Here is a 24,644-nt window from a genome sequence, read left to right on the forward strand (position 1 = left end):
GTCAAATCTCCTCAATCTCCGAGATCTTCTTGGCGCTCATCTCCTCGACCTTGTGGGTGTGATCCTGGGTCAGCTTGTCGACATCGGCCTTGGCGCTCTTGGCTGAGTCCTCCGTCACGCCCGCCACCTTGTCGTGGAGCATCTGTTCAATCTGCTTGTTGGCATCGCGCCGCTCGTTGCGGATGGCGACTTTGGTGTCCTCCGCAAGCTTCTTGACCTGCCCGCCGAGTTGTCGGCGCCGCTCGGCACTGGGCGGCGGCACATTGACCCGGAAGATGCCGCCTTCCGACATCGGGTTGTACCCCGCCTTCTCGATGGCCTTCATGATCTCCGCACGAGCGCCAGGGTCGAACGGCTTGACGACGAGCTGCGTGGCCTCGGACACGCTGATCGCCGCCAGTTCGCGGAGATCGGTGCTCGATCCGTAGTAGTCCACCTTGAGGTACTCAAGCAGGGCCGTCGAGGCGCGGCCCGTCCGCATCCCGCGCAGTTCGCGCGCCAGGTGCTCGACGGACTTGTTCATGCGATCCTCGCACTCGAGGAGGACGGTATCGATGTCCATGACGAATCCCTTCTCCGAGCGGATTACTCATTCGCGACGAGCGTGCCGATACGCTCGCCGGCGATGACCCGGCGGATGTTGCCCTTGGTCTTGAAGTCGAAGACGCAGACCGGGAGACCATGCTCCATGCACATGGTCAGCGCGGTGAGGTCCATCACGCGCAGCCGACGATCGACCGCGTCTTTGAAAGTGAGGTGCTCGAAGCGCACCGCCGTGCGATCGGTCCGCGGGTCGGCGCTGTAGATGCCGTCAACCTTGGTCGCCTTGAGCAGCACCTCGGCATTGAGCTCGATCGCGCGGAGGCTCGCGCAGGTGTCGGTGGTGAAGAAGGGATTGCCCGTGCCCGCGACCAGAATGATGACGCGACCCTTCTCCATGTGTCGAAGTGCCCGGAGCCTGATGAAGGACTCGGCGACGGCAGTCACGGTGATGGCACTCATGACGCGGCTCTGCACTCCGCACTGCTCAAGCGCTTCGCGCAGCGCGAGGCCGTTGATGACGGTCCCCAGCATGCCCATGTAGTCCGCCGTGCTCTGATTGATGCGACCTTCGGCGGCGAGCCTGGCGCCTCGAACGATGTTGCCGCCACCGACGACGACCGCCATCTGGAGCCCTTCGTCGGCGAGCTTCGCCTGCGCGATCTCCTCGGCGATCGCCCGCAGTTCATCGGTGTCGATGCCAAGCTGGCCCGGAGCGGCGAGACTCTCGCCGCTCACCTTGAGCACAACGCGCCGGTAGGGACCCCGCGCGGGCCTCGTCGGAGCGGGTGCGGCGCCGGGCGTGGTCGAGACGGCAGGCGAACGATCGGCTGATGGGCGTGACATGAGGCGCTGGTCCGCGTGCGGTGGGATCATCCGATGGGACGCTGGGTCAGACCCACCGCGACCCGTGGAAAGGTGATTGGACGACGGCGCGTGCCTCTGGTCAAGCGAGCCCTCTGGGATCGGAGAAGTCGAAGGCTCGGGATCCGCAGAGAGGATGGCAGCAAACGCCGTAGAATCGCCATGTGCAGGCGTGTGTCGCCCCGGGCCTCGCCGCACTGAGACCCGCGCATGCCACACCCTTCGCCCGTCGCTGAAAGGGTTGCTGCCGCTGATCGCACTGCGGCACCCCCTGACTCACCCGAGCTCTCCCGGCGGGCGATCGACTTCTGGAAAGCACAGCGATGGCTGCTTCTCGGTATCGGCATTTCGCTGCCCATTCACCTGAGTCTCATGGTGTGGCTGGCGCTCGTGGTGATCGAGCGCCCCCAGCCCGCCGCAGGCAGCGTGCGAGGCGTGGAGATCGCGCTCCTGCCCGATGTCGGTCTCGACCAGTTGCTTGAGGCGCGTCTCCCCGATCCGACCCAACCCGCGATTGAGGCGGCCTCGGGTGAAAGCGATCCGCTGGATCTGCCCGACACTCCCGTCGCCGGTGGCGACTCAGGTGCGCTCGACCACTTGGGTGCGCTGAGTACCGGCGCGGGCGATGGTGTGCTCGGACCCGGTACCGGGCAGGGGCGCGGAGACCCCGGGCTTGGGAGCGGGACTGGCGGAACGACCTTCTTTGGCGTTCGTGCGCGCGGCACGCGCTTCGGGTATGTGATCGACAAGAGCGGTTCCATGGCCTTTGATGGGCGCTGGATTCGCTTGGCCGATGAACTCCTTCGCAGTCTTCGCGAGTTGCCCGACTCGGCGAGTTTCTGCGTGGTCTTCTTCGATACGAGTGCGCGGGCGTTCCCCACGGCCAAGGAGGGATGGGCGCGGGCCCGTCGCGGTGACCTTGAACGCTTCATTCGATGGGCGAGACCGATCGGGCCCGGAGGGGGGACCGAACCGATCCACGGATTCAATCACCTGCTCTCGCTCGATGTCGCTCCCGACGCGATCTTCTTCATGACCGACGGTGAGATCCCGCCGAAGCAGGCGTCGATGGCGCTGGCTCAGGCCCTGCGGCGGGCACGACCCATCGTGATTCACTGCATTCAGTTCCAGGATCGGTCGCCGCTGCTCATTCCGCAGGAGGAGCGTGTGCTGGCCGATGCCGAGATCGACATGCGCACTCGACTCAGCAGCGCCGACAATGAAGTCGATCGGCTGGTCGAGGTCTGGGAGGACCTTCGACGATCGGGGGCACCGCGCGGGCTGGCTGAAGCGATCAGCGACCGACTCAACGAGCGCTTGCTCCGCGCTCTGGCGGACGAGACGGGTGGTGCATTCCGGCTCATTCCCTTCGGAGGCGCGAAGTGAACTGGCCGGTGTCCCCGTGCATTGCTCTCAAGCGAGTGGTGGAGCATGGCGCAGCGCGCGATCGTGCTTCGAAGGTGACCGCTCTACTGGCACTGGTGGCACTGGGGGCGACGACTGGGCTCGTTCAACTCGCGAGCGCCGATGTGGTCGAGCTTCGATCCGGCGATCTCGTCGAGGGTCGGATCACGGCCATGGATCGGGGCGGCGTGACCGTTCGTCGCGCGGTGATCGCTCCCGGCGCAGGGCCAGCGCGACCGCCCGCGGCGGGGCAGGGTTCGTCGCTGGAATCCTCCGAGCGTCTCGGTTGGGATCGCGTGGCACGGGTCGCCGTTGACGGCGCAACGCCAGTTGAACTTCCCGCGTGGCTCGCCGAGGGCGAGCGCCTGTGGCGGGCGCGACTTCGCCTTGTTCGAGGCGATGCGCGACTTGCGGCCGAGGCGCTTGGGCCTGCGTGGACGCTTGATGCGCCGGAGGGCCCAACTGGCGCCATCGCCGCGCTGGTTGACCTGCATCTTGCGCTCGCAGCCGATGATCGGCCCCGCGCCTGGCGCGCCTGGCTTGACGCAAGTCGTCTGCGCCGCGCCGGTTTCAGGGACGCGGCGCTTGAGACCTGGGTCGAGCCCGGACCGACGGGCATGCTCGAGCGCCGTGCGCTCGTCGATGACGCTACGGGGCTCTGTCCGGTGCTCCCGCCCTTCCCGACGGACGATGCGGAGCGATCGCGGCTCCTCGAGGTTCTTCGCGCCGTTCGCGTGGGCGAAGATGGGGAACTCGCGAGTTGGCGTGACATGATCATGTCGATCGTCGATCCGTCGATTGCTCCGCCGCCAGCGCCGGCTCCACCACGAGGTGGCGCGCGAAGCGCCGAGGGTGTGAGCGAGGAGGCGCGTCGCATGGACGAGTTTCTTCGAGCGCTTCGTGCAGCTCGTAGCGCCGATCCTGCGGAGCGAGCCCGAGCGCGCGATGTCCTCGCCTCGCTTCGACGCCGGATGCCGGAGTGGACCGAGGCGTGGGCGCGTTTCGCGGCGGGAAGCGGTCTGCTGCTCGACGGGACCCCCGAAGCCACCCTCGCGGCTCAACTCGAACTGATGCACCTGCCCGCGCGTTTCGCCGAAGTGCAGCCCCATCTCGCGCGCCGCGCCCTGCTGCTGAGCGCCGACGCGAGCGAGCGCCTCGGAGAGTCGCAGGAGGCTGTTGAACTCCGACGCCGCGCCCGATCGATCCTTCCCGAGACTCCATGATCATGCTGACGCACCTCATCGTGGCCGAGACCGACTCGGCGCTCTTCAAGTTCATTGCCGGCGGCGGAGTGATCGGATGGCTCATCATCCTGCTGAGCGTGGCCGCCGTGGCGCTGGTGGTGATCCACGCGGCGCTCATCCGACGCGCGGCGCTGCTGCCTCCCGATGACATCCGCGCGGTGCGCCAGATGCTCGGACAGCGCCAGGTCGAAGCTGCCGCGGCCTACTGCGCCGATCCGGCGAATGACTCCTTCTTCTGTCGAGTGCTCGGTCCCGGACTCGTGCGCTACCTGAGAAGCCCCTTCGGCGCCTTCGAGATGAAGGACGCTCTGCGCGAGGCTGGGGAAGAGCAGGTCGCTCGCCTCTACCGCTCGACCGACGGTCTCGCCACCATCGGGACCGTCGCGCCGCTTCTTGGGTTGCTCGGCACGGTGCTCGGCATGATCGGTGCGTTCGACACCGTGGCGACGAGCGCCGTCGGTGACAGCGACTACTACGCGCGGCTTGCATCGAACATCTCACTTGCGCTCATCACGACCTTCCAGGGATTGGTGGTGGCCATTCCCTGCGTGGCGGTCTATTCGTGGCTGCGGAACAGGATCGATGCCTACGCCGCCGAGGCTGGCGCACTCATGGACGAGATGGTGCTCCTGGTCGATTCCGGTGCCATGCCCCGAAGCGGTGGGGAGCGTCGCGGATGATCTTTCGGACCACGGCCTTCCGGCCTCGAACGCTCGAGATGGACATGACGCCACTGATCGACATTGTCTTTCAGTTGCTCATCTTCTTTCTCACCACCACGCAACTGGCCGCCATGGTCCGCGTCGAGCTTGAGCTGCCGAGGGAGCGCGGAGTCCAGCGAGGGCGAGGCGATGAGCCGGGGCTCATCATCAATCTGCGCGACGATGGTCGAATCATGGTGCTCGACGAAGTGATGCCGCCCGAGGCCGCGGGCCGGATTGCCGCGCGGGCTCGAGCCGAGCGGCTCGCCCGGGGCGACGGAGCGCCACTTCGCCCCGTGGTCCGAGCCGACCATCGAGCGCCTGCGTCGTCGCTCAACGCGCTGGTCGAGGCGCTTCGCGCCGAGGGCATCGACGGAGTCACCTTCGCGGTACGACCAGGTCGCTGAATGCGTCTCTCGCCCCAACGATCCCGACGACGATCGCGCATCACGCTGAGCGTGGCGGCGATGATCGACGCGACCTTCCTGCTCCTCTGCTACTTCCTCTTCACGACCGCCGCCGGTGAGCCGGAAGATCGATTGATGCCGCTGCTTGGCGGCGCCCGAGGTGGCGGCGCGCAGGACCTCGCGCCGCAGATTGTCGAAGTCCGTCGTGAAGCGGGCCAGGATGTCTTCATCCTTGGGACTCGGCGTCTCGCCGATCGGCTCTCTCTCGAAGATGCGCTTCGTGGGCTTTCGCGGAGCGAGGGTCTCTTCGTGCGCGTGCATCCGGGGCCGACCGTCGGCGCGGCAGCGATGGTCATGCAGGTGGCGCATGACATCGGCTTTGAGAAGGTGACCTACCTTCCCGGTGAGGATGGGCCATGACTCTCCGGGCGAACCGATCGCTTCACGGAGTGAGCGGGCGACGCGCGCGCAGTCGATGGGAGTCTGAGCGCCCATGGCTGGGCGGGTTTCTCGTTTTGATCCTCGCCGCGGCCGCGGCTCCGGTCGCGCCGGCAGTGAGCGCCATGGCGCCGCAGCCGCAGGCTGCTCGAAGCGCGCCCACGGCTCGCGAGCTCGATGAGCGCCTGACGCTCTGGCTCGAGCGTGAGGCACAGGATCGACTGCTTCAGGCCCTGCTCGAGGATCGACTGGCGAGGGAGACGGCCGACCTCGATCGCCGGGATCTCGCCGAGCGCCTGCGAGGCGTGCTGCTCGAGCGCCTTCGTCGCGATCTCGTCGGCGTCGATGTGGCGTCGTCCGTTGCGGAGCGTCTTCGTCCGCTGCTTCCCGCTGTTGACGCGGATGAGCTGCATGTGGAGCTTCTCCGCGCAAGGCTTCGGCGAGGTGAGCGGAGGGCGGACGAAGTGCGCCTCGGTGCCGCACCAGAGGGAGATGCAGCCAAGCTTCTTCCCGAGCTCGCCGCGCTCGCCGCCGATGCCGATCGCATGCGGCGGCGCCTCGAGATCGACTTGCGCGATGATGCGCGGCGGCTCGATCGGAGTGTGGGCATCGAGGCGGAGGAGCTCCTCGATGCGGTGGATCGCAAGCGGGAGATTGTCGAAACGGCGCGATTCGTGCAGGCGTGGGCATTGTTGCACGGAGCCCTTCTGGCCCGCTCCACTTGGGTGACCGAGCGGGGTGATGCCTGGAGACCGCGCACGCTTCAGGCGCTCGAACAGTTCATTGCGCTTCTTGATACGGGCTTCGAAGATCCTCGTCCCGAGGATGTCTCGATGGATCGGCTGGGCGAGGACCTCTATGCGAGCGCGCTCCTCGGCGCCACGCTGTCGCGCCATCAACTCGAAGGGCCGGAGGCCGCAGCGCCATGGTGGGCATTGCTTGAAGACTCCCGCGCAGCGCCGACGCTTCGGCGAAGCGCACCGGGATGGCGTCTCTATGCACTGGCGCTCGGGCGTCCATTTGACCTCGCCTCGAAGTGGCTGAATGCGCTGGCGCTCAAGGGCGTTGTTCCTCCTTCGTGGATTCGCCTGGCGGTGCTTGAGTGCCGCAGCCCCGAGGTGCTCGCGCGTCCGGAAGCCGTCGGGTTCGTGCAGTCAGCGCTGGCCGTGCTGGGTGCGCAGGAGGCGCTCGCTGAAGCGCTGGCCCTCGCCGATCTCCTGCCCGCCTTCGCGTTGCCGGAAGGGGGCTTCGTTGGCGGGTACCTGCGCGGGATTCGCGCCTACACGGCGGCGCTCGCACTTCCACCGGAGACGCCCATTGAGGCTCGGCGGGCGGAGTTCCTCCGCGCGGCCACAATCCTGCGAGGCGCGGCCTCGGAGTCAGATGCCGCGGCGACGCCGCTGGGAGTCGCATCCGCGCGGCATCTTGCGGCATGGAGCATGGTCGGCGCAGACTCCCTCGCCGATGCGAGCGTGCTCTTCGAGCAGGCGTCGGAGTCGCTTCCTCCGGTGCGGGCGGCCGAGAGCCTCTGGCTTGCGGCTGAGTCGGCGGAGCGCGCGGCGCAGCGGGCCAGCGGTGCCGATCGGCGGGCCCTCGAAGAGGCTCGCGAGAGAATCTTCGATCGACTGCTCGAGCGCTTCCCGGAGAGCGCCCAGGCGCTCCGTGCGGAGGTGACGCGGATTCGAGGCGAGCGCAGCACCGACACCGCGGCGCTCGATCGGCTTCGCTCGATTCCGCGCGGTTCACCGGCGTGGATCGACGCGCTCGTCGCCTCGGAGGAGATCCTCTACCAGCGCGTGAGGCGGGGCCGGGAGGATGAGCGACGCGATGCGGCGCGAAGCTACCTCGAGGTCGCTCGCGCCGAGGACGCCCCCACCATGACGATGCGGCGCATCTGGCTGCGACGCCGTGCCGAAGTGGCGCTCCTGACCGGCCTCGAACAGCCCGTCGAGGCTCATGCGGCGCTCTCCGAACTTCGGGCGCGTGGCGCTTCGGGTGACTTCGAACTCGACGACATCGAGGGCGAGCTGCGACTGCGCGAGATGCAGTTGGCCGCCTTCGAAGGTCGCTTCGAAGATGCGATGGGCTTGCTCCGAGGGCTCGAGTCGCAGGCGGCCTCAGCCGACGGTGGGCGCGAGGTCGCACAGCTTTCCGTTCGCCTTGGGCGTCGCGCGATTCTCCGGTCGGCCCAGCGAAACGCTCGCCCCGAGCAGCGTGGGCTGGTCATCGACATGGGCGCCGCGATACTCGCCGACGAGGGCGAAGCGCTTGATGACACTGCGGCCCACGCCATCGCGCTGGCGGTGGGCGAGGCGGCGGCAGCGCTTCCTGCGGATGGCGAACGACCGCGTGTGGACATCGCCCTGAAGGTGCTCGCCGAGGCGCGCGAGAGGCGGTCGGTCGACGCGCAGCTCCTCGAACTCACCTCGCGCGTTGCTGAGCGGGCGGGCGACGATGCGACCCTCCTTGAGTGTGTGCGCATGATTCTCGCCGGAACGACACTTGGCGATCGGGCGTGGTTCGACGCCCGAGTGCGCCAGGTGCGGGCGCTCGCTCGCACCGATCCGGTACAGGCGCGACGCGTACTCAATCAGCATCGGGCATTGATTCCCGACTGGGGCCCCGAACCCTGGGGACCTGAACTGCGGGCGATCAATGCACGAGTACCGGCGATCGGCCCCGATGAGTCGGGGTCCGTTCGGTCGGCCGCCGATCACTCGCGCGCGGAGCCGACGCCATGAGGTGCGCTCCATGAGTGAGGTGAACAAGCCGAGCAAGGCGAGTGGGGCAAATGGAGCGAATGGGGCGCAAGGGCCGAGCCACTTCGCGCTCACCGACTTCGACCGCGAGGTGCTCTCGGTGCTGCTCGCCCATGGTGGGTGGAACGCCTCGGCGCGGATGCGCCTCGCAGTCCTCGCCCAGCGCTATGGAGTCTCGTCCGCTGGCCTATCGCGCGTGTTGGCCGGGCTTGCTGACGCGGCGCGAGATGGTCGGCTCCATGCGGCCATTCGATCACTCGCGTCGTCGTCGAACGGATCTGGCACATCGGGCGCGCAGGCGACCACCACGGCGAAGACGAGGTCGGCCTTGGGCGCGGCCGCCTTGGTCGAGTCGTCCTCCCGCCCTGCACTCTCGCGCAGCGATCGAGTGCTCATCGGTGTGGTCTCGACACTCCTCGTGCTCTCCGTGCTGCTGCTTGCGCAACTGGTGCTGCTGATCTGGGGCGAGTTTCCATCGAAGGCTCGAGGGAGCGATGCGGCGGAACACGCTCGGGCGCAGCGGGAGGCGGGGCGAGCAGGAGCGGGTGACTCTGCGGATCGTGCCTCGGCCCTAAGCAGGACCGGCGACGCCACCGATGAGCGAGGTCGCTCGGGACGGGAGCCCGCCCGTGCGACCAGCGAAGGCAGCAGCACATCGGGCAGGCCACGCGATAGCACGGTGGCGTCAGTTCCGGTTTCCTACCCAAGAGCGCCGACCTTCAAGGCGGCTCTCGACTCGCCGGCATTCATGCAGGCGATCGCCGAGGCGCGCGTGGCGGCGAGTCGCCTTGAGGCGATGGCCGGGGATCCGCGCAGCATCCTCGCTGACCGCGCTCGTTGGGCCGATCTTCAGCGCACCATCGCGATGGCGTGGCCGCGCCTCGATCGCAATCTCCGCCGCGGCCTCGTCGAGCGCACGCTCGCGGTGGTTCGGCCCGTGGATGACGCCTCCCTCGCGGAAGCCCTGCTCGAACCGCTTCGAGCAAGCGCCGGGATGACGCCTGATGATCCCGCGTCGATCCGCGCCGGGGCTTGGGGTGCGGGGATTGTCGGCGCCATTTTCTCGGAGCCCGGCCTTTCACCGGAAGTGCATCAGGCACTCGCCTCCATTCGAGTAGCACCCGCCGATGGACGGGGCGATGCGTTCGAGCGATTCGCCGCGGGATGGCTCGATCGCTCACTGACAGGCATCCTCGAACGGGTCGGTCGAGGGACTTCGCAAGAGGACTTTGATCGGATGGAGGCGTGGATCGAGGCGCAGCAGCAGCTCCGCACGCCTGAAGAGGCCAACGATGCATGGCTTCGCGCGATCGATGCGATCGTGCGACGGCCGATGCGGACCGATCTCCCGGGAACGAGCGCCGATCTCCTCGGTCGCCTGCTGACGCTCGTCGACTGGCGCCCCGAGGTCCGGACCACCGAGGCCGCGCGTCGGCGCTGGGAGCAGTGGTTGCTCGATGCCTCGATCGAGCCCGCGCGCCTCTGGGCGCTCGCCAGCATTCTCCGACAGCATCGCTCGGCCCCATGGTTCGATGCCGACATGATGGTGGGCGAGCGCGCCACGCGCGAGCAGCGCCAGGCGGCGCTCTCGCGCATCCTTGCCGCGCTCCGCCCGGGATCGGAGCGCGTGGAACCGGTGCCTCGCGCGCCGCGCGAGTTGCTAGACCGCCGGAGTGCGCTCCTTGCCAAGGCCCGTTCGGGCACCCTCGGCGAGCGCCAGGCGCCCGGTCGCCAAGCGCTTGAGACGATGCTTCAGGGCTCTTCCGACTCGGCGCAGAAGGCCTTTGCCCATGCCGTTGAACTCGATCGACTCGCGGCAGTCGGCGTAGTCGGCGCGTGGCTTCTCGATGGTCGATCCATCGAGGCGGCACAGCGCATGGCGACGCTCGAGACGGCCATGTCTCGTCCGCCGCTCGCCGGTCTCGCTCCCGGTGGTCGAGTCGCGCCGCCGAATGGCGAAGTGGGCACCGACGGCCTGCTGGCGCGTCGCCTCGAGCAGGCGCAGTCACTCGAAGAGCGCATCGACGCGATTCGACGCCGACGCGTCGAGTCGGCGAGTGATCTTGGGCCGATCGACGCCGCTCGGCTTGTCCGCGAGGCGCTCGTCGGAGAGCCACCCTCGCTGCGATCGACGGCGCAAGGGGTCATCATCGATCGCTTCGGGCAGGCGCGCCGCGTTGCGCAGGAGCTGGTCGATCAGTTCACCACGCTCGGGGCGCCAGGAATGACCCATGCGAGGTTCATCGAGCGCCTGACGGGCGAGCGCATGCCGCCCCACACGAATCCGCGCTTCCGGGCGACGGCGCTCTCGGCGCTTCTTGGTCATCGGCTTCGTCTCTCCGCGCATCCATGGCATGGTGTCGAGGCGTTGCTCGTGCGCAGCAGCGCGGCCCATGCGGAGCGCGTGGAGGCCGAGGGGGGTGGTGCCGAGTCGCTGCGTGATGTCCAGGATCCCGTCGAGGCGCTCGAGGCCCTCGCCGTACTCCTTCGACAGCGCGCCGAGACCCGGGCGGTGCTTCGTCCAGTTCCGGCGACGCTCACTGTTCTTGATCGCCGCGATCGGGCACGCCTCTCGCTCGCCGCCGATCAGCCGCAGCGCCTCGTGGCGATGCTGTGGCGCGTCTTTGAACTCGAGGTGTTCATCGCCGTCGCCGATCGCCCCACCTTGAGCGCGGCGCTGACGACGCTCGTCGAGCGGGCGATGGATGAGGCGTCTCATGCCACGACGGTCCTCGAGCAGGCGGTCATCATCGAGCGGGCGCGCATCGTCATTCAGAGCCTGTTGCTCGATCCCGGCACTGGAGGAAGCGCATGAGACGGCTCCTGGCACGGCGCAGGCGAGCGATGGCCCAGATCTCCGCTCCACTTCTTCTCTGTGGAGTGGTGTGCGTGCTGCTGTCGCCGATGTCCATCGCGGCGGCGCGCGAGCCGCAGGGTGCCGGCCGTCGCTTCCCGCCGACCGTCGAGCAGCGACTGGCGGCGCTCGAACCGGCGCGGCCGATGGAGTACTTCACCCTGGCCGAGGAAGTCGAAGCTCGGGCGCGGACGCCGGAAGAGCGTGACCTCGCGCGAGAGCTCTACGGCTTGGCAGGTGCGCTCGATCCCGAGGGCCTCGGGGCATCGGCGGCGCTGGCGCTCGCATCACTGGCGGATCGTCCGGCGGAGCGATCGAAGTTCATTCGATTGAGCATGGCCCTGCGCGGGGGGAGCGAAGCGCGGCAGGGTGTGCGTGCGAGTTCTCCGCAGGCGGCACTCTTCGGCGAATTGCTCGCCGCCTATCGGCGCGGGCAGGGGGCTCGCGCGCGGGAACTGCTCGCGAACCCAGAGGTTTCCGAGATGGTCGAACTCCACGGCGATCACTTTGAGGGCGGGGCCGCGGGGCTTCGCAACGCGATCGCGGGTCTTCGAGATCGACCGGTCGAGACCGATGTTCGGATGATGGAACTCATGTTCCTCGAATCGGCCATGCTCGAGAGCCGGCGCTCGCTGGTGCAGGACCTGCTTCGAGGAGGGGGAGAGCCGCTGGTGGCGTGTGATCCGCTTCGCCCGGGACCGGAGCTCGGTGTCGATGTGGAGCGCGCCCGATGGCGCGGCGGACAGTGGGTTGAGTGAGTGCTTCAGGCACCATCACGGCGCGGTCATCGGCTCCATGCCCGAGTCGTCGGCTCGCCTGAGATAGCGCCACGCTCGCACCCGCTGCGCCGGCTCCAGAGTCTCCATGAAACTCGCGAGCGCTCGGAAGCGATCCCATCCCGTGGCTTCGCGGCGCAACTCCCGTTCAGCGAGGGCGCCGAAGATCGTGCGCGCCTGCTCAGCCTGCTCCGGTGTGAGCTGCAACTCACGCGCGACCTGCTCGAGCGCTTCACTTCCCTGGCGCTGCTGGCGTTCAAAGGACTCTTGAAGCAGCACCGCGAACTGTTCAAGGCGCACATGCGCCTGAACCTGAGCGCTCGTTCGCTCGATGCCAAGATCCTCCGCTCGCTCGCGGAGCAGCGCCATGCGATAGGCCCGCACCATCCGCTGCGCCTGGAGTCGCTGCGCCCGTGGCACGGCGTCACCGACCTCGTCGATCACACTTCCGCGATCGCGCCACGGCTCGAAGACCTTCCAGGCCTCGGAGAACTCCATGAGCGCGGCCCAGCGTTCGGTGCCGCTGGTGACATGCTCGAGCCGGGCCAGCGCTGCGGCGCCCCGCTCGATCTCGATGAAGTTCGTGCGAACCAGCTCGTCGAACGCCTCGATTCGGCGCGTCACGATCGAATCGACGGCCTGCCGCGCCGACTCACTCAGATCGAGGGCCCGCAGCGCCGCAGCTTCCGGCTCACCCTCAACCGGCACGATGCGGCCCTCGAAGGTCCGATTGACCAGGGACGCGCGACCCATCGGACGCGGCGCCGCGGTCGGGGGTTGATGCGCTCCGACGCTCGGGCCCCGCAGGATCCCGGCATCGTCGGCGATGATCGGGTCGGGCTTCGCCTCGGCGGGCGACTTCTCCTGCGCCGCACCTTCCGTGTCAGGCGGAATCGGACCACCCGCCTCCTGATCGAATCTCGAAAGAGATGCGGCGAGGGTCACGCTGATGACGATGAGCAGGGAGTTCATGTCACCCTCTATTGGACATCCGAACGGCGGGACTGCAAGATCCGGGGCGAACATGGCCGATCCGCCGCCGTCCTCGTGGGCCCTGGCGCCATCCAGCCGCCCCTCGGCCGGGCGGCATATCCCGGCCCTCGATGGTCTCCGGGGCATGGCCATCCTGCTGGTGATGCTCCATCACCAGACGCTCATCTGGCTCTCGCCGGACAAGGCCGACCGGGTCTTCGCCTGGTGCGTTGACTTCGGCTGGAGCGGGGTGGATCTCTTCTTCGTGCTCTCCGGGTTCCTGATTACGGGCATCCTGCTCGATGCGAAGGGGGACCCTCACCGTGCCAGGAACTTCTACGCGCGCCGCACGCTGCGCATCTTCCCGCTCTATTACGCGGTGATCGTCGCCTCGCTCGTCCTGCTGCCGTGGATCGCGTCCATGTCCGGCTCCGAGGTGATCCGTGAGAAGCTCGATCGCTTTGGTCGCATCGAGGGATCGGAGATCTGGTACTGGCTCTATCTCTCGAACTTCCCGATCGCCTGGCATGGCGACTTCCAGCATGGCATTCTCGGCATCAGTTGGTCGCTCGCGATTGAGGAGCAGTTCTATCTCGTCTGGCCGCTCCTCGTCTGGACCTTGAGCGCGAGGGCGCTCGGGCGCGTCTGCATCGCTCTCATCATCGCCGCATTCCTGGTGCGGCTCGGCATGGTGCTGGGGGGCGCTCACTTCATCGCGGTGTATGTGCTCACGCCCGCGCGCATGGATGTGCTGGCGATCGGAGCCCTGCTCGCGCTTGCGGCGCGCGGCGAGGGCGGACTGTCGAGGTTCCGTCGACCGGCCGCGTGGATTGCACCGGTAGCGCTCGTCGTGATCGTGGCGATTGCGATCATCGATGAAGTGACAGGGCTCAATGTCGGCACCGGCATGGAGTTCCCAACTCCGCAGTCGGGACGATTGATGGGGGTGATCGGTTTCGGCCTCACGGGAGTGCTCTATGGCGCGTGCCTCGTCAGGGGGGTGACATCGCCGGCGGGATCGGCGCTCGCTCGGCTTCTCACAAGCCGCTTTCTTGTCATCTTCGGGAAGTACAGCTACGCGCTCTACTTCTTCCATGTGCCGGTGCGCGCGGTGGTGCGAGACCTCGTCTACGGCCCCCCGGACAAGTCGGCGCTCATCACCTTTCCCACCGTGATGGGATCGCTCATCCCGGCGCAGCTCATCTTCTATGTGGTGGCGACCATTCCCACGCTGATTCTCGCGTGGCTCTCATGGCACCTCTACGAGAAGCACTTCCTGAAGCTCAAGCGCTTCTTCGAAGCCAAGCGATCGAGGAGTGGTGAACGCGACGCGGCGCCTGCCTCGTGAAGCGCGCTCGTTCGGAACTCCTGGTCGCCGAGTCCGCGCGAGACTGACGCGTCACACCGCGTCAAACGCCCGCTCGAGATCGGCACGGAGGTCATCGACCGACTCGATGCCCACCGAGAGACGGACCAGCGTGTCGCTGATTCCCAACTCGCGCCGCTGCGCCTCGGGGACGCTGGCGTGCGTCATGATCGCCGGGTGTTCGATCAGGCTCTCGACGCCGCCGAGGCTCTCGGCGAGAGCGAAGAGACGCACGCGCTCGAGGAAACGCCGGCTCTCGGCGAGGCCGCCCTTCAGATCGATCGTGATCATGCCGCCGAAGGCGGGCTGGCCATCGAGGCGCATCTGCCGCGCGGCGATGGCGTGCTGGGGATGCCCCGGCAGTCCCGGGTAGGCAACCCGCGCCACCTTCGGGTGACGGCTCATCCACTCGGCGAGAGCGCTGGCGCTCTCGCAGTGGCGCTTCATGCGCAGGTAGAGGGTCTTCAAGCCGCGCAGACCGAGATAGGCGTCGAAGGGGCCCATGACCGAGCCGATCGCATTCTGCATGAAGCGAAGGCGCTCGGCGAGGTCGGCCCGCTGGGTGACAAGGGCGCCGCCCACCGTGTCGCTGTGACCGCCGATGTACTTGGTCGTCGAGTGCATGACGACATCGATCCCATGCTCAAGCGGCCGCTGAAGAATGGGCGTCGCAAAGGTGTTGTCACAGACGGTGATCGCACCGATCTCGCGGCCTGCTCGCGCCACGGCCTCAAGATCGACCACCTTGAGGGTGGGATTCGTCGGTGTTTCAACCCAGATCATCGCGGGGCGATGCTCGCGTGCGAGCGACTCGATCGCGCCAGGCCGAGTGAGATCGGCGTGAACCACCTTCAGGCCCATGCTTCGAGCCCGCACGCGATTCAGCAGTCGATTGGTCCCTCCATAGACATCGTCCATGCAGAGGATGGTGGCGCCCGAGTCCATCAGCTCGAGGCAGGTCGCCGTTGCCGCGAGGCCGCTCGCGAAGGCGAAGGCGCCGCCGGTGACATCCTTCCCGTAGGGAAGCGTTGAGCCCTCAAGTGCACCCACGCAGCGTTCGAAGGCGTATCTCGTGGCGTTGTGGCTTCGACTGTACTCATAGCCGCGATGGTGGCCGGGGCTTTCCTGCACGAAGGTGCTGGAGGTGTAGATCGGCGGCATCACCGCACCCGTCGTCGGGTCGGGCGCCTGGCCGCCGTGAATGCAACGGGAGGCGAGATGAAGTTCGGGGTGAGGCGAAGGGGTGTGGTCGCTCATGGGTCGTCGATGATCGGCGCGGGGAGGCTCGAGGTGGAACTCACAGGAGCTGCCGTCGCAGGAAGTTGATGAGGTCGATGCGCGTGATGATGCCGTAGAAGTGCTTCTCGTCGGTGACGATGGCGACGCGGTCGGCGCGGAAGATCGGCAGCAGGTGCTCGATCGGCAGATCGGGCCTGACCGTCTCGAGCCGGCTCGCCATGAAGTCGCGGACGGGGCGGCGAGCAATGGCCTTGGGCTCCTGCGTCAGTGCCAGGAGGACATCGCTCTCGTCGATGATGCCGACGACGCGATCGTTCTCATCGACCACCGCCATCTGGCTGACGCCGTAGAGGTGCATCCGGCGGATGACCTGGATGACCGGGCACTCCGGGTCCACCGTGTAGTCCTCGCGGTCGAGGTGTCGTCGCGCGATCAGATCGCGCAGGTCGCCGAAGCGCTCGCGCTCGATGAAGCCGTTGTCGATCATCCAGAAGTCATTGAACATCTTGCTCAGGTACTTGGCACCCGAGTCGCAGATGAGCGTGACCACGCGCTTCGGTCGACTCTGCTCACGGCAATAGCGGAGCGCCGCGGTCAGCAGCGTTCCGACGCTTGAGCCCGCGAGAATCCCCTCGACTCGAAGGAGCTCCCGTGCCGTCAGGAAGGCATCGCGGTCGGAGACGGCGTACGCCTTGGTCACCACTTCGAGGTCGAGTATGCCTGGCACGAAGTCTTCACCGATGCCTTCGACGAGCCAGCTCCCGGGCTCGATGCGGCGCCCTTCGTTGACGAGCGGCGCGAGGATCGAGCCCTCGGGATCGGCGAGAATGATCTCGCACTCGGGATTGCGCTCCTTGAGAAAGCGCCCGACGCCCGAGACCGTCCCGCCGCTGCCGACGCCGGCAACGAAGGCGTCGATGCGTCCCTCCATCTGATCCCAGATCTCGGGACCCGTGGTCGTGTAGTGCGCCTCGGGATTGGCGGTGTTGCCAAACTGGTTGACATAGAAGCTGTTCGGCCGCTCGCGGGCAATGCGCTCAGCGACCTCCTGGTAGTACTCGGGGTGGCCCTTCTGGACATCGGAGCGGGTGAGGACCACCTCGGCGCCCATCGCCCGCAGGTGACTGATCTTCTCGTCGCTCATCTTGTCGGGAACGACGACGGTGCAGGCGTAGCCCTTCTGCGATGCGACAAGCGCCAAGGCGAGGCCCGTGTTGCCCGCAGTGGCTTCGACGATCGTTCCCCCGGGCTTGAGGCGGCCATCTCCTTCGGCCGCGGCGATCATGGTGAGGGCGATGCGATCCTTGATCGAGTTCCCCGGATTCATGCTCTCCATCTTCACGAAGAGCTGGCAGGGGCCGGTGTCCATGCGCCTCAGCTCGAGCATGGGCGTATTGCCGATCATCTCGAGCACACCGCCGAAGACGGGGGCACGCGGCGGGGTGGTCGCCTCGCTGGATTTGGCCATTCGGACAGTGTAAGAGAAGAGCCGCGATGCGCTATCGACCGCCGAAGCCGAGCGAAGTCACGCTGGTGCGCCATGGTGACGCGCTTGAGGCTCGAGGCGTTGGCGATGCACCCGGGCAGGGGGTGCGGGCGCGATGGTGGCCATGCGATGGATCGACATCGGGTTCAGGCCTGGCAGGTGATGCGCGACGGCGTCGCCCGGGCGGCTCATCGCATCTTCGCCGAGCGATCGGCGACTGTCGCTCCGTGATCGACGCGACCGGCGGCTTCGGTACGGATGCGTGGACGCTCGCCTGTTCGGGACTCGAGGTGACGGTCATCGAGCGAGCGCCCATCATGATCGAACTGCTGAAGGATGCGCTTGCACTGGCTCGAGAACACAGTCCCGCCGCCGCTGCTCGACTGCGCCTGTTCGAAGGTGATGCTCGGACATGGCTCACGGAGTTACCCCCGGCCGAGGCGATCTACATGGACCCGATGTTCCCCCCGAAGCGCCGCGCGAGCGCCCTGCCGACGAAGGACATGCAGTTCCTCGCCGCGATCGCCGGTGACGACGGCGATGCTCTGGAGTTGCTCGAGGTGGCTCGCCGCGCCGCTCTTCGTCGCGTGATCGTCAAGCGGCCGCCGCACGCCGCGCCGCTTGCGCCTCGCGTCGCGCACGCCATCGAGTCGAAGCTGCTGCGCTTCGATGTCTACCTGCCTGCCCATGGAGAGCGCGACGGGTCGCCCGTCGATGGAGGTCGTCGATGAGCGCGGCTCCGTGGTTCAATCGAACGCCGCTTCCGGCTGTGGGCGAACGGATCGCGCTTGACCGAGAGGAAGCTCGCCACGCCACGGGGTCGCGTCGAATGGCGGCCGGTGACACCGTCGTGCTCGTCGATGGCAAGGGCGGCGTGGCTGAAGGACAACTGGTGGTGGCCGACGCGCGCGGACGAGGCGTCATGGTTGAAGTGATGGCGCGACGCGAGATTCCCGCTCCAACGCCGAGCCTTCTCGTCGGTACGGCGGTGCCGAAGGGGGATCGCTGGTCGACGCTCCTCGACATGGCGGCTCAGCTTGGCGCCGCGACGATCACCCCACTTGAGTGCGAGCGAAGCGTGATTCGTGGCGCCTCGGTCAATCGCCCTCGGGCGGAGCGCATTCTTCTCGAAGGGTGCAAGCAGGCCCGCTCCGCGTGGGCGCCGCGGCTCATGCAGGCCATGACGCCGGCGCACTTCGCCGAGCGCGCCGTCGCGGAAGGCGCCACGCTCATCGTCGCTCATCCCGGTGGCAGGCCGCTTTTCGCCGTGGTCCCACGCGACGCCTCACGCATCGCTCTCGTCATCGGTCCCGAGGGCGGATTCACCGATTGGGAGTGCGACGCCATGACCCGGTCGGGCGGAACCTTGGTCTCCCTCGGCGAGACGATCCTGCGCATCGAAACCGCGGTGGCGGCGCTTCTCGCCGCGCTTCGGCTACGGTGAGCCCCGTCGGAGGCGCTGCGATCGACCCGTGATATCTGGGCAGCACTGAGTCGACCGCCTTGAGACGGAGTCTCGGTGGTCGGCCTCGCCTTGCATTCTTCGCGAGATCGAATGCGCCCCACGCTCTCACAGACTCGGCGACGCCAGCGTTCCGGAACCGTCTCTCTCTCACCAGCGTTCCGCGAAATGGAGCGTACCGGGATCGAACCGGTAACCTCCGCCTTGCAAAGGCGGCGCTCTCCCAATTGAGCTAACGCCCCTCGTGATCGAGGTGCACCCAGCGTGCGGTCTCGAACGCGAAAGAGAATACCACGCTCGGCGTTTATGGCGCGTCCGGCGGAACGGGCGCGAAGGTCATGCCCTCGGTTGACGGCGTCGGCGTGAACGACTGCTCAATGATCACGGTCGTCGGCTCCGGCGAACCAGGTGCGATCACCTGCGGACTTCGACGCTGCGTGAGAATGTCGACGGTGCGCGGCTCGATGACCGTGACTCGCAACGCCGGGTCGTAGCGACGCTCGCCACGAATGCCGACGAGCACGCCGAGCATGGTCGCGAGTTGGAAGTCGGAGCGAGGCGCCACATAGGCCACCGTCTGGCCGACGGCAGGATCCTGAAGTCGATAGAGGGCGGGAAGACGCGTGCCATCGAAGATGGTGCTCGCATTGAGCACGCCCACCGCGTCGTAATCGCTGCGCGCCTCCATCGCAAGCGAGATGGCCCGAATGCGGTCGAGGTCCTGTGTCCGCTGCGCCCGCAAGCGCTCGAGCGTGTACATGCGCTCCTGGATCTCCAGGCGGAGTCCAAGCTGCTCGGTCCGAGCCTTCGCCATCGCCCGCACCTCGGCGGGGACATTCGGGCGAGTCTGAAGGTCGGCGTAGCGCGAGCGAAGCACGGAGATCTCCGCCGACTCGAGCGGTTGATTCTTGACGGTCTCCCAGATCGACTCGAGGTCTTCGAACTCCCGGCGGTGGGCGAGCGATTCAGCCTCGCGCGGGGAGAGCGCCGGTTCCGGCGTCGCGGCGCGGCGCGTCGTCACCACCTCGGTGGACTCGGCGACAACATCGATGGCTTCAGTGCCATCCGGGCGCTGCACCGCGACCCGCTCTTCGACGAGGTCACTCTCGATCTCGCCGATGGCCGGTGCGTCATCGGTCGCCGCGGCGGCCTGACCGCGCGGGCGAGATGTTATCCGTCGCTCCTCGGCGATTGACGCAGCCCCGGCGCCTTCACCACGGCGCGGCGCGGAGGCGTTGCGCTCCGGCGCGTCTGAGGCGCGGGTGCCCGTTGCTGCGGCAGGCTGCGTGCGAGCACTCGCGCCGGTTCGATAGGCCTCCACCTCGGCCGCCGATGCGCGGCGCAGATAGTTCAAGTTGACGAAGCCCTCGGCAGCGGGAGTCAGCGCGACCTTGTAAGCCCGATCGCGATCACCTTCGACCGTGCCCAGCACTCGGAGCGTCTCCCCCGGAGAGAGGCGAGCGACAGGCTTCCAGCTCGAATCGGGACCGCTCCGACTGTTGATGTTCGGAGCCTTGAGCTCGGTGCGAGCCGTCACGCGCAGCGTGGAGCCGTCATCCGTGAGCTCGACTCGCCGATCGGCGGTGACGAAGCCGAAGGCCTCGGCGAAGGCCGGACCCGAGCAGCGCACGCGCGCCCATCCGTAGCTCTCTTCCAGCACCTCCACGATGTCGCCGGAAGAGAGTCGATGGAAGGGATAGCTGCTGCTCACGCTCGGGCTTGAGCGTACGAAGACATTGTTCGCATTCACTGCGGCGGAGTAGGGAGCCTCGCTGGGCGATGCGGTGCCGCGCGCCGGTGCCCCCTGCGCGATGGCGGAGGAGTGCACGCCGACCACACCAAGGGCGAAGGCGAAGGCCACGGCAATCATGCGGATTCGTCGAGTCTGGCTCATGATCGGGATCTTACCGGCGGCGGTATACTGCCGCGCCAATGTTGCACAGTCGTGAAGCCCGGCGAGCTCGGTCGCACCCGGAGAGGCCTCGGTCGGCCGAGTCAATCGCCGTTCGCCCGAAGCGTGGTTGTCCAAGCTCACTTGCACCGAGGGCTGGTGCCGCGGCCATCGCGGGAGCTTCGCTCTTCCTTCTCGTCGCCTGCGAGACGCCGTTCCACCCGATCGACGACTCCTCGCTCCGAGCAGCGATCGACGCCGCCGCGGCCCGGGAGGTCGAGGGCAGCGGTTCGGGCGACTTCCGCCCGCTGGTTCAGCCGCCCAGCGATGTGCCCGCCATGCTCGCGCCGCGAGCAGACGAACTCGCGAAGCTCGGACCGCAGGTCTGGACGAAGGGGGCCGCCATCGATCTCGGCCTCGACCTCGACGGTCGCCAGCCCCGCGCCCTTCAGATCGGTCTCCAGGAAGCGATCGTGACGGCGGTTCGGAACAACCTGGGCATCCAGGGGGCCAGGCTCCAGCAGGGGGTTTCGCAGGCCGACATCGTCCGGGCCGAGGCCGCCTTCGACGCGGTGCTCTTTGCGGGTACAGGCTTCGCCCGGATCGACCAGTCCACGGTGGTCTTCGCGCCGCCTGGGGAGATCGTGCCGACGGTCTTTGGCAACAACTCACAGAACTGGAACTTCACGACGGGCATTCAGCAGCCGCTCGTGACCGGCGGTTCGGTGAGCCTCTCGACGAACTGGCAATGGACCCGACAATATCCCGAGGCCTTCTACTTCCCGAACTCCTCGTGGAACAACAACATCAACCTCGGCATCACGCAGCCGCTCCTTCAGGGCTTCGGAAGTGATGTCAGCCTTGCCCAGATCCGGCTGGCGCGGAACGCCGATCGCAAGGCGACCCAGGCGCTTCGCGAGCGCCTGCTGGCGCTCGTCTCCGACACCGAGGCGGCCTACTGGCGACTCGTCCTTGCGCGGCACAACCTCGCCGTGCGCCTCTGGCTCGTGGAAGTGGGCGTCGAGGTGCGCGATGTTCTCTCCAAGCGACGCGAGTTCGACACCACGCTGGCCCAGTACGCCGACAGTGTGGCGGTCGTTGAGAATCGCAAGAGTCAGGTCATCCGCGCCCAGCGCGATGTGCAGCAGGCGGTCGATTCGCTCAAGCTTCTGATGAACGACCCGCGCATGCCGATCGGCGACGAGACGACGATCCTGCCGACGGACACGATGGTGGACCAGGCGCTCCAGGCGAGCCTGCGGGAGGCGATTTCGACGGCGATTCAGCAGAGTCCCGCCGTGGCTCGCGCGCTCCTGGACATTGACGATGCGTCAATTCGGCAGGTGGTCGCCGACAATGGGCGCCTGCCCCAGCTCAACTTGAATGCGCAGCTCCAGTGGAACGGCCTCGACAACACCTTCGGGAACAGTTGGGAGCAGATCGGACAGGGGCAGTTCGTGGACTACATCGTGGGCGTCACCTTCTCGCAGGCGATCGGCAATCGCTTCGGCGAGGCGACCTACCGCCGCGCCAGGCTCGAGCGCAGCCAGGCGGTGATCAACTACCGCGCTTTGGTGCAGGACGCGGTCTTCCGCGTGAAGGATGCGCTGCGAGATGTCTCGACGAACTACCAGCTCATTGGCCAGACGCGCGCCTTCCGGTTGGCGCAGGCTGAGAACCTCCGAGCTCTCCTCGTCGATGAGCAGACGCTCGCCTCGCTGACCCCTGAGTTCCTGAACCTCAAGTTCCAGCGACAGGATGGCCTCGCCAACGCCCAGTTGCAGGAGTCGGCGGCGCTCGTGGACTACAACTCGGCGATCGCGGCGCTCTATCGCGCCATGGGCACCGGCCTCGCCATGAATCGCATCGAGCTCGAGACCATTGACGACTCGCCCCGCTGACGGTTCACCGCGCCTCGCCGATGCCGATCATCCTGCCTTACGACGATGAGAGCGTCCTTCGAGCCGCGGACGAGCTTCGCGCGGGGGGCATCGTCGCCTTCGCCACGGAGACCGTCTACGGTCTCGGCGCCGATACATTCAACGCCAGCGCGGTGCGACGCATCTACGAGCTGAAGGGGCGCCCCCTCGACAATCCGCTGATCGCCCATGTCATCGACGCGGTCGCGGCGAAGCGCCTGGTCACAGGGTGGGATCATCGATGCGATCGACTGGCGTCGCGCTTCTGGCCTGGGCCCCTCACGATGATCCTGCCCCGACATCCTGATGTTCCCCAGGAGAGCGTCGCGGGTCTCGGCACCATCGCGGTGCGTTCGCCGCGCCAGCCGCTTGCCCGCTCCTTGCTCTATGCATTCGGCGGTCCGATTTCGGCGCCCAGCGCCAATCGAAGCGGTCATGTCTCGCCGACCACGGCGATGCATGTCGCCGATGACTTCCGCGACTCGGAGCGCCTGCTCATTCTCGACGGCGGGTTGGCTGGCTACGGCATTGAGAGCACGGTCGTCGACCTGACCGGCGATCGCGTGACGGTCCTGCGGCCCGGGTCGATCACGCTCGAGCAGATTCGCCGCGTGCTTGGCCGCGCCTATGCGGTCGAGGGCACGGAGCAGGGCATCGCCCCGGGCACATCGCCCTTTCACTACGCGCCGCGCCGGCGAGCGACGATCGTGCCATCGGAGTCGCTCGCGGGGCGCTTGGACGAGTTGGCTCGTCGCAACGCGACGGCCGCGGTGTTGGCGCTGACACCGACGCTCGTCGGTGCGCCCCATCAGGTAATCGTGATGCCCGATGATGCCGATGGCTACGCGCGGCACCTCTACCGGGCGCTGCGCGAGGCAGACACCGTGCAGGTCGACGAGATCCTCATCGAGCTTCCTCCTGAGCGTGAGGGCGTGTGGCTGGCCGTGCACGATCGGCTGACGCGCGCCACCCGGCGCCCTGAGAGCGCGTAGTCTCGAAGTGGCCCCGAGCGGCGCCTCGCAGCGCCTCGCGCAAGGGTCGCCGTGCACGCCGCGTCCTGCGGCCGTCACCGCGGCTTACGCGGGGTCCATCGGCAGCGCGACGCCCTTGGCCCGCGCGAAGCGAATCGCCTCGTCGTACCCCGCATCCGCGTGACGCAAAACGCCCATGAGCGGGTCATTCATCAGCACCCGCTCCAGGCGCGCCGCCGCTTCAGGTGTTCCATCGGCGACAATGACCTGGCCCGCGTGCTGGCTGAAGCCGATGCCGACGCCGCCACCGTGGTGGAAGCTCACCCAACTCGCACCCGAGGCGATGTTGACCGCGAAGTTGAGCAAGGCCCAGTCGCTGATTGCGTCGCTGCCATCCTTCATCGCTTCAGTTTCGCGATTGGGGCTCGCGACGCTTCCACAGTCGAGGTGATCGCGCCCGATGACGATCGGTGCCTTGACCTCGCCGCGAGCGACCATCTCGTTGAAGCGCAGACCGGCGCGGTGGCGCTCGCCGTAGCCGAGCCAGCAGATTCGCGCGGGAAGGCCTTGGAACGCGACCCGCTCCTGCGCCATCCTGATCCAGCGGCGCAGGCCCTCGTCCTTCGGAAAGAGGTCGAGGACCGCTTCGTCTGTCTTGCGGATGTCATCCGGATCGCCCGAGAGCGCCGCCCAGCGGAATGGTCCGCGGCCCACGCAGAACTGCGGACGAATATAGGCGGGCACGAATCCCGGGAAGTCGAAGGCGTTGCGAACGCCCGCATCGAGGGCTCGCTGGCGGATGTTGTTTCCGTAGTCGAAGACGATCGAGCCGCGAGTCTGGAACTCGAGCATGAGCTTCACATGCTCGACCATGGTGTCGATGGCCGCGGCACGGGCCCGCTCGGGATCGCTCACCCGCAGCGCGTCCGCCTCCTCGCGCGAGAAGCCCACCGGGTAGTAACCCCACAGCGGATCATGCGCGCTCGTCTGGTCGGTGATGACATCGGGCGTCACGCCCCGGTCCCGCAGGCGTCGCAGGAGATCGACGGCATTGGCAAGCACGCCGACGCTGATTGCCGCGCCTCGCCGCGCCGCTTCAACAGCGCGATCGATCGCGGTGTCGAGATCCTCGTGGATCTCATCGAGGTAGCGATCGTGGCGACGCTTCGCGAGGCGCTCATGGCAGACTTCGGCGATCAGGCAGGTGCCTTCGCTCATCGCAATCGCCAGCGGCTGCGCACCACCCATGCCACCGCAACCGGCGGTGACACAGAGTCGCCCGCGAAGAGATCCGCCGAAGTCGCGACGACCGCACTCTGCGAAAGTCTCGTAGGTCCCCTGGAGAATGCCT

Annotated in this window: 20 protein-coding genes and 1 tRNA gene; 13 read left to right on the forward strand and 8 right to left on the reverse strand. The window is 67.4% G+C overall.

Going from position 1 to position 24,644, the window contains the following annotated elements; genetic code table 11:
- Position 1 precedes the first annotated feature (1 nt).
- The gene (gene frr, locus KF724_07905) at positions 2-562 is read right to left on the reverse strand and encodes a ribosome recycling factor (GenBank protein MBX3355607.1); all 561 of its coding nucleotides are present in this window, start codon (positions 560-562) and stop codon (positions 2-4) included.
- A 23-nt stretch (positions 563-585) separates the two neighbouring features.
- On the reverse strand, positions 586-1,386 hold the full coding sequence (gene pyrH / locus KF724_07910; protein MBX3355608.1) for a UMP kinase: 801 nt from the start codon (positions 1,384-1,386) through the stop codon (positions 586-588).
- A gap of 228 nt (positions 1,387-1,614) precedes the next feature.
- Between pyrH and KF724_07915 the strand changes: the two genes are divergently transcribed.
- From KF724_07915 to KF724_07950, 8 genes are read left to right on the forward strand one after another with little or no spacing between them, the layout of a single operon-like run.
- Entirely contained in the window at positions 1,615-2,790 is a 1,176-nt protein-coding gene (locus tag KF724_07915) for a VWA domain-containing protein (protein MBX3355609.1), read from the forward strand.
- A complete protein-coding gene (locus KF724_07920; protein ID MBX3355610.1) occupies positions 2,787-4,031 on the forward strand; it encodes a hypothetical protein in 1,245 nt (414 codons plus the stop codon). Before KF724_07915 ends, KF724_07920 begins: the two co-directional genes overlap by 4 nt.
- 2 nt (positions 4,032-4,033) lie before the next feature.
- Positions 4,034-4,732, forward strand: coding sequence for a MotA/TolQ/ExbB proton channel family protein (locus tag KF724_07925; GenBank protein MBX3355611.1), 699 nt, complete (start codon positions 4,034-4,036; stop codon positions 4,730-4,732).
- Between the two features lie 44 nt (positions 4,733-4,776).
- A complete protein-coding gene (locus KF724_07930) occupies positions 4,777-5,160 on the forward strand; it encodes a biopolymer transporter ExbD (protein ID MBX3355612.1) in 384 nt (127 codons plus the stop codon).
- Entirely contained in the window at positions 5,161-5,580 is a 420-nt protein-coding gene (locus KF724_07935) for a hypothetical protein (protein ID MBX3355613.1), read from the forward strand.
- Positions 5,577-8,339: a hypothetical protein gene (locus KF724_07940; GenBank protein MBX3355614.1), complete on the forward strand. Its 2,763-nt coding sequence runs from the start codon at positions 5,577-5,579 to the stop codon at positions 8,337-8,339. The genes KF724_07935 and KF724_07940 overlap by 4 nt, the downstream gene beginning before the upstream one ends.
- Before the next feature lie 10 nt (positions 8,340-8,349).
- Complete coding sequence (locus KF724_07945) at positions 8,350-11,172, forward strand: hypothetical protein (GenBank protein MBX3355615.1); 2,823 nt, start codon at positions 8,350-8,352, stop codon at positions 11,170-11,172.
- Positions 11,169-11,969 carry a hypothetical protein gene (locus KF724_07950; GenBank protein MBX3355616.1) on the forward strand — a complete coding sequence of 267 codons (801 nt, stop codon included), beginning with the start codon at positions 11,169-11,171 and terminating at the stop codon, positions 11,967-11,969. Before KF724_07945 ends, KF724_07950 begins: the two co-directional genes overlap by 4 nt.
- 15 nt (positions 11,970-11,984) lie before the next feature.
- Here the strand turns inward: KF724_07950 and KF724_07955 are convergent, their stop codons facing one another.
- Positions 11,985-12,959 carry a hypothetical protein gene (locus tag KF724_07955; GenBank protein ID MBX3355617.1) on the reverse strand — a complete coding sequence of 325 codons (975 nt, stop codon included), beginning with the start codon at positions 12,957-12,959 and terminating at the stop codon, positions 11,985-11,987.
- A 145-nt stretch (positions 12,960-13,104) separates the two neighbouring features.
- On the opposite strand from KF724_07955, the gene KF724_07960 reads away from it, so the two are divergent.
- The gene (locus KF724_07960; protein MBX3355618.1) at positions 13,105-14,307 is read left to right on the forward strand and encodes an acyltransferase; all 1,203 of its coding nucleotides are present in this window, start codon (positions 13,105-13,107) and stop codon (positions 14,305-14,307) included.
- A gap of 51 nt (positions 14,308-14,358) precedes the next feature.
- On the opposite strand, the gene KF724_07965 is transcribed toward KF724_07960, so the two are convergent.
- Both KF724_07965 and KF724_07970 read right to left on the reverse strand, forming a co-directional pair.
- A complete protein-coding gene (locus tag KF724_07965; GenBank protein ID MBX3355619.1) occupies positions 14,359-15,582 on the reverse strand; it encodes a PLP-dependent transferase in 1,224 nt (407 codons plus the stop codon).
- Positions 15,583-15,622: 40 nt separating this feature from the next.
- The gene (locus KF724_07970) at positions 15,623-17,032 is read right to left on the reverse strand and encodes a pyridoxal-phosphate dependent enzyme (protein MBX3355620.1); all 1,410 of its coding nucleotides are present in this window, start codon (positions 17,030-17,032) and stop codon (positions 15,623-15,625) included.
- A gap of 26 nt (positions 17,033-17,058) precedes the next feature.
- Between KF724_07970 and KF724_07975 the strand changes: the two genes are divergently transcribed.
- Both KF724_07975 and KF724_07980 read left to right on the forward strand, forming a co-directional pair.
- On the forward strand, positions 17,059-17,781 hold the full coding sequence (locus tag KF724_07975; protein ID MBX3355621.1) for a class I SAM-dependent methyltransferase: 723 nt from the start codon (positions 17,059-17,061) through the stop codon (positions 17,779-17,781).
- On the forward strand, positions 17,778-18,494 hold the full coding sequence (locus KF724_07980; protein ID MBX3355622.1) for a 16S rRNA (uracil(1498)-N(3))-methyltransferase: 717 nt from the start codon (positions 17,778-17,780) through the stop codon (positions 18,492-18,494). The genes KF724_07975 and KF724_07980 overlap by 4 nt, the downstream gene beginning before the upstream one ends.
- 187 nt (positions 18,495-18,681) lie before the next feature.
- On the opposite strand, the gene KF724_07985 is transcribed toward KF724_07980, so the two are convergent.
- Positions 18,682-18,754, reverse strand: a tRNA-Ala gene (locus KF724_07985).
- A 62-nt stretch (positions 18,755-18,816) separates the two neighbouring features.
- Entirely contained in the window at positions 18,817-20,406 is a 1,590-nt protein-coding gene (locus KF724_07990; protein MBX3355623.1) for a hypothetical protein, read from the reverse strand.
- Between the two features lie 38 nt (positions 20,407-20,444).
- Between KF724_07990 and KF724_07995 the strand changes: the two genes are divergently transcribed.
- Complete coding sequence (locus tag KF724_07995) at positions 20,445-22,304, forward strand: TolC family protein (protein MBX3355624.1); 1,860 nt, start codon at positions 20,445-20,447, stop codon at positions 22,302-22,304.
- A gap of 20 nt (positions 22,305-22,324) precedes the next feature.
- Positions 22,325-23,314, forward strand: a complete 990-nt coding sequence (locus KF724_08000; protein MBX3355625.1) for a threonylcarbamoyl-AMP synthase — start codon at positions 22,325-22,327, stop codon at positions 23,312-23,314.
- Positions 23,315-23,398: 84 nt separating this feature from the next.
- On the opposite strand, the gene hutU is transcribed toward KF724_08000, so the two are convergent.
- The coding region (gene hutU, locus KF724_08005; GenBank protein ID MBX3355626.1) for a urocanate hydratase at positions 23,399-24,644 on the reverse strand (1,246 nt) is incomplete at its 5' end.

Source organism: Phycisphaeraceae bacterium (genome assembly GCA_019636735.1).
GTDB lineage: Bacteria > Planctomycetota > Phycisphaerae > Phycisphaerales > SM1A02 > VGXK01.

Coding starts and splice junctions, on each gene's coding strand:
- KF724_07945 (MBX3355615.1), top strand. CDS start 8,350: ATGAGTGAGGTGAACAAGCCGAGCAAGGCGAGTGGGGCAAATGGAGCG.
- KF724_07925 (MBX3355611.1), top strand. CDS start 4,034: ATGCTGACGCACCTCATCGTGGCCGAGACCGACTCGGCGCTCTTCAAG.
- KF724_07990 (MBX3355623.1), bottom strand. CDS start 20,406: ATGAGCCAGACTCGACGAATCCGCATGATTGCCGTGGCCTTCGCCTTC.
- KF724_07955 (MBX3355617.1), bottom strand. CDS start 12,959: ATGAACTCCCTGCTCATCGTCATCAGCGTGACCCTCGCCGCATCTCTT.
- frr (MBX3355607.1), bottom strand. CDS start 562: ATGGACATCGATACCGTCCTCCTCGAGTGCGAGGATCGCATGAACAAG.
- KF724_07940 (MBX3355614.1), top strand. CDS start 5,577: ATGACTCTCCGGGCGAACCGATCGCTTCACGGAGTGAGCGGGCGACGC.
- KF724_07950 (MBX3355616.1), top strand. CDS start 11,169: ATGAGACGGCTCCTGGCACGGCGCAGGCGAGCGATGGCCCAGATCTCC.
- KF724_08000 (MBX3355625.1), top strand. CDS start 22,325: ATGCCGATCATCCTGCCTTACGACGATGAGAGCGTCCTTCGAGCCGCG.
- KF724_07975 (MBX3355621.1), top strand. CDS start 17,059: ATGCGCTATCGACCGCCGAAGCCGAGCGAAGTCACGCTGGTGCGCCAT.
- KF724_07965 (MBX3355619.1), bottom strand. CDS start 15,582: ATGAGCGACCACACCCCTTCGCCTCACCCCGAACTTCATCTCGCCTCC.
- KF724_07915 (MBX3355609.1), top strand. CDS start 1,615: ATGCCACACCCTTCGCCCGTCGCTGAAAGGGTTGCTGCCGCTGATCGC.
- KF724_07980 (MBX3355622.1), top strand. CDS start 17,778: ATGAGCGCGGCTCCGTGGTTCAATCGAACGCCGCTTCCGGCTGTGGGC.
- KF724_07930 (MBX3355612.1), top strand. CDS start 4,777: ATGACGCCACTGATCGACATTGTCTTTCAGTTGCTCATCTTCTTTCTC.
- KF724_07960 (MBX3355618.1), top strand. CDS start 13,105: ATGGCCATCCTGCTGGTGATGCTCCATCACCAGACGCTCATCTGGCTC.
- KF724_07995 (MBX3355624.1), top strand. CDS start 20,445: ATGTTGCACAGTCGTGAAGCCCGGCGAGCTCGGTCGCACCCGGAGAGG.
- KF724_07970 (MBX3355620.1), bottom strand. CDS start 17,032: ATGGCCAAATCCAGCGAGGCGACCACCCCGCCGCGTGCCCCCGTCTTC.
- KF724_07935 (MBX3355613.1), top strand. CDS start 5,161: ATGCGTCTCTCGCCCCAACGATCCCGACGACGATCGCGCATCACGCTG.
- pyrH (MBX3355608.1), bottom strand. CDS start 1,386: ATGTCACGCCCATCAGCCGATCGTTCGCCTGCCGTCTCGACCACGCCC.